This window comes from Acinetobacter sp. UBA2063, assembly GCF_002333245.1.
Lineage (GTDB): Bacteria > Pseudomonadota > Gammaproteobacteria > Pseudomonadales > Moraxellaceae > Acinetobacter > Acinetobacter parvus.
In genome coordinates, this window is the sequence record NZ_DDAH01000101.1 from 1 (window position 1) to 12,153 (window position 12,153).

Annotated in this window: 10 protein-coding genes and 3 pseudogenes; 4 read left to right on the forward strand and 9 right to left on the reverse strand. The window is 41.6% G+C overall.

The genetic code is table 11. The features are described from left to right. Positions 1 to 60: 60 nt before the first annotated feature. Positions 61 to 357, reverse strand: a pseudogene (locus B4H32_RS04495) (LysR family transcriptional regulator); the annotation flags it as partial. Here B4H32_RS04495 and B4H32_RS04500 point away from each other — a divergent pair. From B4H32_RS04500 to B4H32_RS04515, 4 genes and pseudogenes are all read left to right on the forward strand, one after another. Next, a pseudogene (locus tag B4H32_RS04500) lies at positions 353 to 685 on the forward strand (hypothetical protein); the annotation flags it as partial. The pseudogenes B4H32_RS04495 and B4H32_RS04500 overlap by 5 nt on opposite strands. Before the next feature lie 99 nt (positions 686 to 784). After that, a complete protein-coding gene (mfd, locus tag B4H32_RS04505; RefSeq protein WP_286800364.1) occupies positions 785 to 4,246 on the forward strand; it encodes a transcription-repair coupling factor in 3,462 nt (1,153 codons plus the stop codon). Between the two features lie 193 nt (positions 4,247 to 4,439). Next, positions 4,440 to 4,874, forward strand: a complete 435-nt coding sequence (locus B4H32_RS04510; RefSeq protein WP_004677866.1) for an HIT domain-containing protein — start codon at positions 4,440 to 4,442, stop codon at positions 4,872 to 4,874. 52 nt (positions 4,875 to 4,926) lie between these two features. Beyond that, entirely contained in the window at positions 4,927 to 6,366 is a 1,440-nt protein-coding gene (locus tag B4H32_RS04515) for an adenylate/guanylate cyclase domain-containing protein (RefSeq protein ID WP_286800367.1), read from the forward strand. 62 nt (positions 6,367 to 6,428) lie between these two features. On the opposite strand, the gene fdx is transcribed toward B4H32_RS04515, so the two are convergent. The 8 genes and pseudogenes from fdx to B4H32_RS04555 form a co-directional block, all read right to left on the reverse strand. Then, positions 6,429 to 6,767, reverse strand: a complete 339-nt coding sequence (fdx, locus tag B4H32_RS04520; protein ID WP_004680966.1) for an ISC system 2Fe-2S type ferredoxin — start codon at positions 6,765 to 6,767, stop codon at positions 6,429 to 6,431. A 17-nt stretch (positions 6,768 to 6,784) separates the two neighbouring features. Further along, a complete protein-coding gene (gene hscA / locus B4H32_RS04525) occupies positions 6,785 to 8,644 on the reverse strand; it encodes a Fe-S protein assembly chaperone HscA (protein ID WP_004680964.1) in 1,860 nt (619 codons plus the stop codon). 38 nt (positions 8,645 to 8,682) lie between these two features. Beyond that, positions 8,683 to 9,201 carry a Fe-S protein assembly co-chaperone HscB gene (gene hscB, locus B4H32_RS04530; protein WP_004680963.1) on the reverse strand — a complete coding sequence of 173 codons (519 nt, stop codon included), beginning with the start codon at positions 9,199 to 9,201 and terminating at the stop codon, positions 8,683 to 8,685. A gap of 83 nt (positions 9,202 to 9,284) precedes the next feature. Further along, the gene (gene iscA, locus B4H32_RS04535; RefSeq protein ID WP_004661460.1) at positions 9,285 to 9,605 is read right to left on the reverse strand and encodes an iron-sulfur cluster assembly protein IscA; all 321 of its coding nucleotides are present in this window, start codon (positions 9,603 to 9,605) and stop codon (positions 9,285 to 9,287) included. Positions 9,606 to 9,630: 25 nt separating this feature from the next. Further along, a complete protein-coding gene (gene iscU / locus B4H32_RS04540) occupies positions 9,631 to 10,020 on the reverse strand; it encodes a Fe-S cluster assembly scaffold IscU (RefSeq protein ID WP_004677862.1) in 390 nt (129 codons plus the stop codon). Between the two features lie 91 nt (positions 10,021 to 10,111). Beyond that, positions 10,112 to 11,332, reverse strand: coding sequence for an IscS subfamily cysteine desulfurase (locus tag B4H32_RS04545; RefSeq protein WP_004680961.1), 1,221 nt, complete (start codon positions 11,330 to 11,332; stop codon positions 10,112 to 10,114). Between the two features lies 1 nt (position 11,333). Beyond that, a complete protein-coding gene (locus B4H32_RS04550) occupies positions 11,334 to 11,807 on the reverse strand; it encodes an Rrf2 family transcriptional regulator (RefSeq protein ID WP_004677860.1) in 474 nt (157 codons plus the stop codon). A gap of 107 nt (positions 11,808 to 11,914) precedes the next feature. Continuing rightward, a pseudogene (locus B4H32_RS04555) lies at positions 11,915 to 12,153 on the reverse strand (hypothetical protein); the annotation flags it as partial.

Sequence of the window (12,153 nt, forward strand, 5' to 3'; positions counted from 1 at the left end):
TCTGCGTGAAAGCAAAGCATGGCTTTGATTGTAGATAGAGATTTATCTGTTCGCTTTTTATTATTTGTTATTGAGTTGGCGTTGTGTGCGGATATGCTCAATTAAGAAGCGTGCTGCTGCACCCAAGTTGTTTTCACGACTCCAGACCAAATCCACATAATATTCAAATTTGGGGGTAAAATCATAAAGTTTCATGATTTTTAACTTTTTCTTTAATTCAGGATTTTCATTAAACATCTCCAGAGGTAGCACGCCCCAACCCAGATTCCTAACAATCATCATACAGGCAGATTGATGATTATCAGTACGCCAGTAATCTTTGCAAAATAACAGCTCAGGTTTAATGGTATGGTCTCTGCAAATCAACTATTTTGCAGCGGTTCGTTTGACATTAGGTCTGTTGCCACATTTTCTGGAAAATGGTGGAGGACATGTGATTAATATCTCGACCATGTCCACCCATGTTCCGATGTCATCTAAAACAACGATTTATAAACATATGCAAATGCGGGATACCTCTACCGCAGCAGGATGGATTGTCAAGGCAGTACAGCAAAAGTCCTATCGTATCACCAGTACCAGTGGTGCAATTGCGAATGCCTTGCTGAATACTGCACCTGCTACGGTTATGAATTTAACCCGCCCCTTATTTCGCTTGATGGACCGCCAGTTAGAGAAAAAATGAAAAGATAAATCCAGTTAGTCTTCTTCCTGGATTTATATCCACATAAAAAACATCATGCTAAACTAAGTCAATTGTCCTTTAAATTGCACGATTTTCTCTATGTTTCAACAAGAAATCTCTCAATTAAATCTACAACAATTCAAAGCAGGCGAAAAACGCTGGATTGGTTCATTGCTTGGATCATCAGCTGCATTATTATTTAAAGAAATAGCCACGCAAAGTTCCAGTCTCTATGTGATTGTTGCAAGCAATAACCAGCATCTTGCGCAATTAGAAAGTGAACTTGAATTCTATGGCATCAAGCCCACCATTTTCCCTGACTGGGAAATTTTGCCTTATGACCGTTTGTCACCGCATCAGGATATTGTGTCAGAACGTTTGGCTATTCTGTCCAATATGCCACAAAAGGGCATTTTACTGATTTCGGCAAGTACACTTGCTCAAAGGGTTGCACCATATTCATGGGTTGTGGGCGAGCACTTTGATATTAAGGTGGGACCGAAACTTGATCTGGAAGCTCAAAAAAATCAGTTGGTACGAGCAGGCTATGGGTTGGTTGATACGGTGTATGATCATGGTGAATTTGCGGTTCGTGGCAGCATCATGGATATTTACGCCTCTGGACAAGATCAACCGATTCGAATTGACTTATTTGATGATGAAATTGAGAGTCTGAAATTCTTCGATCCAGAAACGCAGCGCACCACTGAATCCTTAAAAAACTTTACTGTTTTACCTGCTAAAGAGTTTCCATTAAAAGAGGGGCGTTCGACTTTTAGAGATCGTTATGCCGAAAGTTTTCCCACTGCCAATCCCAAGAAAAATCCAATTTATCAGGATGTCCTAGAGGGCATTGCGACCCCAGGTCTGGAATTTTACCTACCATTATTCTTTGATAAAAAGCTGATGGAAACACAAAGCATCCTCACAACCTACTTACCAAAGAATTGCGTTGTGATTACAAATGATGAAGTTGAAGATGAACTCATCAACTTCTGGAAGGAAGTGGTTCGTCGTTATGAGGATCGTCGTCATAACATTGATCAACCGATTCTTCCTCCTGAGGAATTATTTTTAATGCCAAATCATGTGTTACAGGCATTAAATCAATTTCCACGAATTCTGGCCTCAGCAGAAGCATTTGAAGCCAAAGCAGGTGTACTCAATCTTGCTGCTGAGCAGCCACCCAAACTTGCGGTTGATCCTAAAAAGCAACAGCCTTTTGAGGCGGTGAAACATTATGTTGATCAAACTAAACATCCTGTTTTATTGGTTGCGGAAAGTGCAGGTCGCCGTGAAACTTTAAAAGATGCTTTGCGGGCGGTATTAGGTGAAATTCAAACCGTAGACAGTTTTGCCCAGTTCCAGAAAGATCAGTTACAGGTTGCCATTACCAGCGCGCCTTTAGATCGGGGCTTGTTGCTAACGAATCAACTTTCGGTGATTTCTGAAAATCAGCTGTATGAACATCGCGTGGTGCAGCGCCGTCGTAAACGTCAGCAGGAAGTTTCAGAAGAGTTTTTAATTCGTAGTTTGACCGAGTTAAGCATTGGCGCACCTGTGGTACATATTGATTATGGTGTAGGTCGTTATGCAGGTTTAATTACTTTAAATATTGATGAGCAAGAACATGAGTTTTTACAACTCGATTATGCCGATGCTGCAAAAGTTTATGTGCCTGTTACCAATTTGCATTTAATTAGCCGTTATAGCGGTGGTGACCCAGATCTTGCGCCTTTGCATAAATTAGGCACAGATGCGTGGAATAAAGCCAAACGCAAAGCTTTGGAACAAATTCACGATGTCGCAGCAGAATTACTGCATATTCAAGCACGCCGTCAATCTAAACCAGGTTTCGCTTTTGAAATGGACCATACCGCTTATATGCAATTTGCCAGTGGCTTTGCTTATGAGGAAACACTTGACCAAGCCAATGCGATTGAAGCGACCCTACATGATATGCAACTGGCCAAGCCAATGGATCGTCTAGTCTGTGGTGATGTGGGCTTTGGTAAAACAGAGGTGGCGATGCGTGCCGCTTTTGTCGCTGTGCAAAATGGTAAACAGGTTGCCGTACTGGTTCCAACCACGCTATTGGCGCAGCAGCATTATGAATCGTTTAAAGACCGTTTTGCTGATACGGCCGTTCGTATTGAAGTATTGTCCCGTTTTGGCAGTAATAAAACTCATCTCAAAACTATTGAGGATTTGGCTGAGGGCAAAGTGGATATCGTGGTGGGAACACACAAGATTCTTCAGGAAAATATTCAGTTTAAAAACCTTGGTTTAATGATTGTAGATGAAGAACATCGTTTTGGGGTTCGGGATAAAGAGCGTATTAAAGCCTTACGTGCCGATGTGGATATGTTGACTTTAACCGCAACTCCAATTCCCCGTACCTTGAATATGGCATTCTCTGGAATGCGGGATTTATCGATTATTGCGACACCGCCTGCACGGCGTTTGGCAGTGAAAACCTTTGTACAGGAACATACCGATGACTCCATCAAGGAAGCAATTCTGCGTGAATTGCTGCGTGGGGGGCAGGTCTATTTGCTGCATAATGAAGTGGAAACCATTGAACGAGCAGCTGAAACGATCCGTCATCTAGTGCCAGAAGCACGAGTGGCTGTGGCACATGGGCAAATGCGTGAACGTGAACTGGAACAAGTGATGCAGCAGTTCTACCATAAAGATTATAACGTTCTGGTGTGTTCAACCATTATTGAAACAGGAATTGATGTTCCAAATGCCAATACCATTATCATTGAACGTGCAGATAAACTGGGTCTTGCCCAGTTACATCAATTGCGTGGTCGTGTCGGGCGTTCACATCATCAGGCCTATGCTTATTTGTTAGTGCCTTCCATTAAACATCTTAAAGGTGATGCTGAAAAACGTCTGGATGCCATTCAACGAGCATCGACTTTAGGCGCTGGATTTATGCTGGCAACTGAAGATCTGGAAATCCGTGGCGCAGGTGAGTTACTGGGTGAACAGCAAAGTGGTTCAATGCAGGCAATTGGTTATAGTCTGTATATGGAAATGCTGGAAAAAGCCACCAAAGCCATTCAAAAAGGCAAGACTCCGAACTTTGATGCACCATTGTCATTGACGGCTGAAATCAACCTGCACATGCCAGCCCTGATTCCAGATGATTATCTGGGTGATGTACATCAACGCTTATTGTTCTATAAACGTATCAGTAACACCGATACGCAGGAGAAACTCGATAACATCCGTATGGAGTTGATTGACCGTTTTGGTATTCCGCCACAGCCTGTAAAGCAACTGTTTAGTGTGCACCAGATTCGTTTAAGGGCAGAGCAACTGGGCATCACCAAAGTGGATATCAATAGCAATGGTGGCTACATTGAATTTTCGCCCGATACACCTGTGCAGGCGATCAGCATTATTCAGCTTATGCAGAAAAATCCGACCTACTACCGTATGGAGGGTGGGCATCGCTTGAAAGTGATGGTGCAACTGGCTGAATATGACAAACGTATCCAGTTTATCGTTGAGCTACTGAATAAATTGCTGGGTGAATTGCATAGTTAGTTGAAAAATGGATTGATGTTTAATTAAGCGAATATAGGTTTGTCGGTGAAAAATAACCATTTTTTGATCGGATGTTGCGCCAATAAATGAGGAAAATCATTGTTATTTGTAATCAAACAGGTGACTAATAATATTCACATCAAAACTGATGTGATAGTATTGATCATCATTATTCTGCATCATTTATAAAGATATGTTTAGTTTGCATCCACAACTTGCTCAAGATACATTTTTTGTAGGCGACTTCCCGCTTTCAACATGTCGTTTAATGAATGATATGCAATTTCCCTGGTTGATCCTTGTACCACGTGTGCCAGGCATTACAGAACTATATGAACTCAGCCAGGCAGATCAGGAACAGTTTCTACGTGAGTCAAGCTGGTTATCCAGCCAGCTCGCCCGTGTATTCCGTGCCGATAAGATGAATGTTGCCGCTCTAGGAAATCTAGTTCCACAACTGCATTTTCATCATGTTGTGCGCTATCAGAATGATGTGGCATGGCCTAAACCTGTGTGGGGTACACCAGCTGTGCCTTATAGCAATGATGTATTGGCACATATGCGCCAGACCCTAATGCTTGCATTGCGTGGTCAGGGTGACATGCCATTTGACTGGCGCATGGACTGAGCCAGAAAGAAAATAGAATAAAAGTCGTATTCTATAATAATAGGAGGATGGAGTGCCACTAGATAGGTTAATTGATAAAGAGCCTAGACAGTTCGCTTACTTTCATCGATTGATGGGATATTCGATCTTGTCGCTGATTTTGGTCATCTATACTTTTACTTCTACCAGTGCTAGCTATCAACTCTATATCCTCCCTTTGTTATTGGTCTATTTTCTGTTCTGTCCTAAACTGGAAAAGTGGCTGCAATATAAATATGACAAAACCATTGAAAAGAATGTTGTCTTTGCCTGTGAAGCCATCATTGTTGCCATTGTTCTTGCGGGCCTGCATTTAAGTCTTGTCCCTACGTTTACCATTTTATTTGCCTTATTGTATGTTGGTCTAAATAACAAGATTTCCCTGCCAATTGGCTGCCTGATTGGGCTGATTGGTGTGGTGGTTTTTTATTTCTGTACTTTTTTTATCTTTAATGCCGAAGAATACTTTGAGCCAACCAATCCTGAACTGACCGTTGTGAGCTTGCTTGGTCTGATGATGTTTATTGTGATTGGTAACTACTATCAGCATCGTCGTCTCAATATTCTGGGACAGCAACGCCAGCATTATCATAATCAAATGACGCGCTATATTGCGTTTGCCAACCAGCTCAGTCGTTATGCGCCACTTCAGTTGTGGCAATCGATTATGCGGGGTGAGGCTGAGGCAAAAATTGAATATAAACGTAAAAAATTAACGGTTTTCTTCTCAGACATTCAAGGTTTTACCGAACTCTCAGAAACACTTATTCCAGATGATCTAGCTTTCCTGCTTAATGATTATCTTAGTCACATGACTGAAATTGCCAAGCAGTATGAGGCAACCGTGGATAAGTTCATGGGAGATGCGATCCTGATTTTCTTTGGTGACCCAAACTCACAGGGTGTGGAGCAGGATGCTAAATCCTGTATGGAAATGGCAATTTCCATGCGCCAGCAAATGAAACTTTTGCGTGAACGCTGGAAGAAAATGGGCTATCCAGCCCTGCACATCCGCATGGGAATCAGTACAGGTTATTGCCACGTTGGGAACTATGGTGCTTCACACCGTATGGCCTATACCATTGTAGGGCGTGATGTAAATCTGGCAGCGCGTTTACAGTCTGCGGCTGAAGTGGATGAAATACTAATTGCGGATGACACACATCAGCTGATTAAAAATGAATTTCTATGTGTGCCTAAAGTACCAATTTACTTAAAAGGCATTCAGGGGCCCGTAAAAACTTGGCAGGTGATGGAAAAATTCACTGGCAAGAAATCAGATACCCAAAAATGGTTTGATTTTGAATATAAGGGTTTTCATTTGGTACTTAATTTAGAGGAAGTACAAAATTATGAATATCCTGAACTGGTTGAAATTCTGGAAAAGATGATAGGCCGAATTAAAAAGCAGCAGAAAATTACCAATGCACAGGGAATTCCAAAACTGACGTTGGATGATGAGATTAGACAATAATCCAGATTTATTCTTGAATAAAAAACTCCTCTAATAAAGAGGAGTTTTTTGATGGATAAAGCTTAGTGATTTTCCGAAGCATGATTAATCGTATATTTCGGAATTTCAATTTCTAAGTCTTCATCAACGATCTCAACCTGACATGACAGGCGAGAGTCAGGCTCTAAACCCCATGCACGATCAAGTAGATCTGCTTCAACATCGTTCATTTCTTCAAGGCTATCGAATCCTTTACGAACAATCACGTGGCAAGTCGTACATGCTGCAGACATGTCGCAAGCATGTTCAATTTTAATGCCTTGTTTTAATAAACTTTGGCATAAATTGGCATTTTGTTCGACTTCAAATTCTGCACCTTCTGGGCAAATTTGTGCATGAGGAAGAACTTTAATACGTGGCATATTGATCACCTATACCTTTAGTTTGAGTTTGACCAATCTTCAAGTTTCGTACCTTTTAAGGCATGGTCAATATGTCGATTCATACGCAACGCGGCAAAGGCATCACTGTGAATTTTAAGCTGTTGAACAGCCTGTTCAATTGCTGCAAGCTCATCGGTTTTAAGGCGAGCTTTTAACGCTTCAGCAGCAAGAATTAGATCTCGTGCTTGTTGCTGAGAGAGTAAGTCAGTATCTGCTTTTAACGCTTGTTCTAAAGCTTCCAACTCACGTTGTGCTTCCACTTTTGTTTCTTGCAGATGGCGCAATTGTTTGTCTTCTTCAGCATGTTGGAAACCTTCAACCAAGAGGCGTTCAGTATCCGCTGCAGATAGACCATAAGATGGTTTGATATCAATTTGCGCTTGAACACCAGAAGTGGTTTCTTTCGCAGATACTGTCAGTAAGCCATCCGCATCAACTTGGAAGGTCACTTCAATACGTGCTTGACCCGCAGTCATTGGTGGGATGCCATGTAAAACAAAGCGACCCAATGAACGACAATGCTCGACTAAATCACGTTCACCTTGTACCACATGAATCAACATCGCGGTTTGGCCATCTTGATAAGTGGTAAATTCTTGACGGCGAGCGACTGGAATTGCTGTGTTTCGTGAAATCAAACGTTCAACCAATCCACCCATGGTTTCTAGACCAAGAGAAAGTGGCGTGACATCAAGCAGTAATGAACCATCTTGACTGTTGCCAATGAGCTGGTTGGCGGTAATAGATGCGCCAATTGCAACGACTTCATCAGGATTGATCGTACAGAGTGGTTCACGTTCAAATAATTCGCGTACAGCTTTTTGTACGGCATATGAACGTGTTGAACCACCTACTAAAACCACATGTTCGATTTCATCGAGTTCAAGTTTAGCATCACGCAGTACACGTTTACATACACTCATGGTTTTATCGAGTGCAACTTGAATAATCGATTCAAAGGTCGGACGATCTAAAGTGAGACGATCATCCAGTAATTTTAATTCAGCAGCTTCATGATCTGTTAAGTATTCTTTGGCTTGACGCGCTGCCACAATAAAAACAGCATATTCTTCATCGCTTAAAGTTTCGATATTAAGCTGTTTTTTTGCCCATTTTACGATTAAGCGGTCAAGGTCATCACCACCAAGCGCGGTATGTCCACCAGTCGCAAGAACTTCAAAAACACCTTGTGAGAAACGTAGGATGGAGACGTCAAAAGTACCGCCCCCTAAATCGTAAATCACATAATTACGGTCTGTACTGAGATTGGTATCTTGGTCTAATCCATAGGCAACCGCGGCAGCCGTTGGTTCATTCAACAAACGTAAAACATTCAAACCTGCAAGTTGAGCAGCATCACGTGTCGCTTGGCGTTGTGCTTCATCAAAATATGCTGGAACAGTGATCACTGCACCGTTGATAGGGTTGTTGAGGCTTGCTTCGGCACGATCTTTTAACTGCTTTAAAATGTCTGCAGAAATTTCGACAGGCGTTTTACGACCAGCAGCAGTTTGAAATGCTGGCATCTCATTTTCTGCACCAACAAGTGTATACGGATGCTGAAATTTGATATCTGCTTGCGAGCGACCCATAAAACGTTTTACTGAAACAACAGTATTTTTGGGGTCAGTCATCATAAACGGCTTGGCTTCATAACCAAACGTCGTTGAATCTTTTGCGTAATGAACAATCGACGGTAGTAATACACGATCTTTGTCATCTTGCAGAACTTTCGGTTTTCCCGATAGCACTGTCGCCACTAAAGAGTGGGTTGTCCCTAAGTCAATGCCGATCGCAATACGATGTTGATGCGGAGCAGTAGATTGACCTGGTTCAGCAATTTGCAAAAGTGCCATGCGTGCGGTATCCCTTGAAAATATTTGGTAACAGCGGATTAAAAATCATCATCGAGATCGAAGCCATCTTCTTCGTCCAACATACGATCTTCGGCTTTATCAATATCATTCATGACACGTTGAAAAAAACGTAGTTTACGAACGGTATCACGAGCCTCAGCCCAATCTTCTTCAGCAAAATCGATTTTAAATTCACGAACTAAACCGTCAATCCATTGCTGAACTTCAACTTTTAAAGTACTAAGTTGCTCGGTGGAGGTGGCTTCGTCAAGCTGTTCACGCATTTCGAGTGCAGATTGTAAAAATTCAAAATCGCTAATGGACTGATCCAAGTGATGATCTTGTTTTTTTAAGCCAAGTAAATACGCCGCACGACTATCAACTTGTGAGAGTACTTTATACGCTTGATTGATTTCACTCGACTTGATCAATGCTTGATCTTTGTCAGTGGCTTTATCGGGATGATATTGCTGTTGCAAACTTAAAAATTGTTTTTTTAAAGCTGCTAAATCTATATCGAGTGCTTCTGGTAATTGGAACAACTCAAAATGATTCATGGGAGATGAATTCCGCTATTAATAAATACGTTAAAACAGTGCGGAACACACTGTTTTGACGAAAAGAAAGAGGGTGTTGCTAGTTAGACGGTAAATGATTCACCGCAACCACATTCACCTTTTTGGTTAGGGTTGTTAAATTCAAAGCCTTCATTCAAACCATTTTTCACATAATCCATCTCTAAACCATTGAGATAAACAAGGCTTTTAGGGTCAACAAAAACTTTAACACCGAGTTGCTCAAACACTTGATCATGTGTATCGATATCATCGACAAACTCAAGTACATAGGCCAACCCAGAACAACCCGAAGTTTTCACACCAATACGAATGCCTTCACCCTTACCGCGGTTTTGCAGGTAATTGCTGATGTGAGTCGCAGCATTTTCAGTTAAATGGATCATGAAAACTCCAATATTATTTCGGTCATCACACAGCTTTCGCTTTCTTACCACGATAGTCTTCAATCGCAGCTTTAATTGCATCTTCAGCCAAGACAGAGCAGTGTACTTTTACTGGTGGAAGTGCAAGTTCAGTCGCGATATCAATGTTTTTGATCGCTTGAGCTTCATCAAGCGTTTTACCTTTTAACCATTCGGTTACCAGTGAACTTGATGCGATTGCAGAACCACAGCCATAAGTCTTGAAGCGAGCTTCTTCAATTACGCCATTGTCATCGACTTGAATTTGTAAACGCATCACGTCGCCACATGCAGGTGCGCCGACCATACCTGTACCTACGTTTTCTGCATTTTTGTCTAATACACCAACATTACGAGGGTTTTCGTAATGATCAATTACCTTTTCACTATAAGCCATGTCGCTTCTCCAAACCTCGGGGTCAGCCTAATATTAATATGAGGGTTAAAACACTGTTTTCAATGAAGAGTTCAATTCAAACTCCAATGAATTAGTGTTCAGCCCATTCAACTGTTGAAAGGTCGATACCTTCTTTATACATATCCCAAAGCGGAGAAAGTTCACGTAATTTCTCAACAGCAGCTTTGGTAATTGTTAACACATGATCAATATCTGCTTCAGTTGTATATTTACCAAAACTAAAACGAATTGAACTATGTGCTAATTCATCGGATAAACCTAAAGCACGTAATACATATGACGGCTCTAATGTTGCAGATGTACATGCTGAACCACTTGATACTGCAAGATCTTTTAACGCCATCATTAATGATTCACCTTCAACGAAGTTAAAGCTGACATTAAGATAGTTTGCAACGTTCTCAGTCGGATGACCATTCAAGAACACTTGCTCAAGGTCTTGTTGGAAGCCATTCCAAAGTTTGTCACGTAGGTGGCGAAGACGCTCTTGTTCTGCTTGCATGGTTTTTCCAGCAATTTCGAAAGCTTCACCCATACCTACAATTTGATGAGTTGCTAAAGTACCAGAACGCATACCGCGCTCATGACCACCACCATGCATTTGTGCTTTTAAGCGAACACGTGGGCTACGGCGGACAAATAGAGCACCAATTCCTTTAGGGCCATAAATTTTATGACCAGAGAAGCTCATTAAATCAATTTTCATGGTTGAAAGATCGATTTCAACTTTACCAGCTGCCTGTGCAGCATCAACGTGTAAGAATGTTTTATTCGCACGTGTTAGCTCGCCAATAGCTGCTACGTCAGTAATCGTACCGATTTCATTGTTCACCATCATGAGCGATACAAGAATGGTATCTGGACGTAAAGCTGCTTTCACCATTTCAGGCGTAATTAAACCTGTACGTGGTTCGGGTTCTAAATAAGTAATTTCAAAACCTTGTTCTTCTAGCTCGCGGCAAGTATCTAACACAGCTTTGTGTTCGATTTTACTGGTAATGATGTGTTTGCCTTTTGAACCGTAGAATTGGGCAATTCCTTTAAGTGCCAGGTTGTCAGATTCAGTTGCACCTGAAGTCCAGACGATTTCACGAGGATCAGCCTTGATCAGATTGGCCACTTGCTCACGGGCATATTCAACTTTTTCTTCAGCCTGCCAGCCATAAGCATGTGAGCGTGAGGCAGGGTTACCAAAAGTCCCTTCGAAAGTTAAGCATTCCATCATACGTTCTGCAACTTCAGGAAGTAATGGTGTTGTTGCTGCATAATCAAGATAAATTGGGCGTTTCATGTCAAATACCTGTAACCGATAGAAAGGCTGAATCGAGACTTACTGAATTCTGGCGAATGGCAACAGTTTGAACGTTGTCACGGGAAATCAGGTCAGCAAGATTGATTTTTGCAAGATAATCGGCAATATGGTGGGAGAGTTCTTGCCATAAGTCATGCGTTAAGCACATTGCACCATTTTGGCAGTTGCCTTTGTGGTCACAACGAGTCGCATCGACCGTTTCATTTACAGCTTCAATAATTTCTAGTACGGTGATTTCACTGGCATGTCGTGCAAGGTGATAACCACCATTTGCACCACGAACACTTGAAACTAACCCGTGACGCTTAAGTTTTGCAAATAACTGTTCCAAATAAGCGACTGAAATGGATTGGCGAGCTGCTATTTCCGCAAGCGTGATTGTTTGTTCAGTTGGCTGCAAAGCTAAATCAAGTAGAGCAGTCACTGCGTAACGACCACGAGTTGTAAGACGCATAATTCGATACACATGATTAGACTAGATGACTAAATTTTATGAATTCCGACTAAAATAGTCAAGTTTTAAATCGTCATTATGCGTGTGAAAAGTAAAATATTATGAAATTATTGTATCCACATATTATAAACAAAAAAGGCAATAAAAATAAAGCTCAATACAGCAAAGCCAATATTGATCAGGCGCTGGCGTTTTTGCATGCGGTGAATACGGTTCTGGTATTGTTTTGCTTCAACCAGCAAAGTGTTGATTTCCGAACGCTGCTGATCGATTTTATCCAGTAGCGGAGCAATGCGTTGTTGTGACGCAACGGCCTCAGCTTCATCGCTAAACCATTGTTTCCAAG